The 619-nt window shown below is 35.1% G+C and carries 1 protein-coding gene; it reads left to right on the forward strand.

Translation table 11 applies throughout. The annotated features are described in order from the left end of the window. Positions 1-619 (forward strand): LysM peptidoglycan-binding domain-containing protein (locus HZY83_RS03320; protein ID WP_179942657.1); only part of this gene is annotated, 619 nt, incomplete at both ends.

Below are 619 nucleotides of genomic sequence, written 5' to 3' on the forward strand. Positions count from 1 at the left end.
TTACTGCCCTTATCGGAACAACAGCAATTAGTGCTTTAGCAACTACGCAAGCACATGCAGCAACGACACATACAGTAAAAAGTGGAGAATCAGTTTGGTCAATTTCTCATAAATACGGTATTTCAATTGCTAAATTAAAATCACTTAATGGCCTAACTTCAAACTTAATTTTCCCTAATCAAGTACTTAAAGTATCAGGATCATCATCTAGCGCGTCAAAATCTAAGACATCATCTAATAGTGGTTCAGTGTACACTGTAAAAGCGGGAGACTCATTATCATCTATTGCAGCTAAATACGGAACTACTTATAAAAATATTATGAAGTTAAATGGTTTAAATAACTTCTTAATTGTACCTGGTCAGAAGTTAAAGGTTTCTGGATCAGTATCAACGTCTAAATCTACAAGTGGCTCTAAAAAAACGGCTTCAAGTAGCTCAGGTCGTACATCTACGTACACTGTTCAATATGGTGACTCTTTATCATTAATTGCAAGTAAGTACGGTACTTCATATCAAAAAATCATGCAATTAAATGGACTTTCTAATTTCTTTATCTACCCAGGTCAAAAATTAAAAGTGCCAGGTGGAGGTAGTGGAGGTTCAAGTAGTTCATCTAC

This window comes from Gemella sp. GH3 (assembly GCF_013415425.1).
Classification (GTDB): domain Bacteria; phylum Bacillota; class Bacilli; order Staphylococcales; family Gemellaceae; genus Gemelliphila.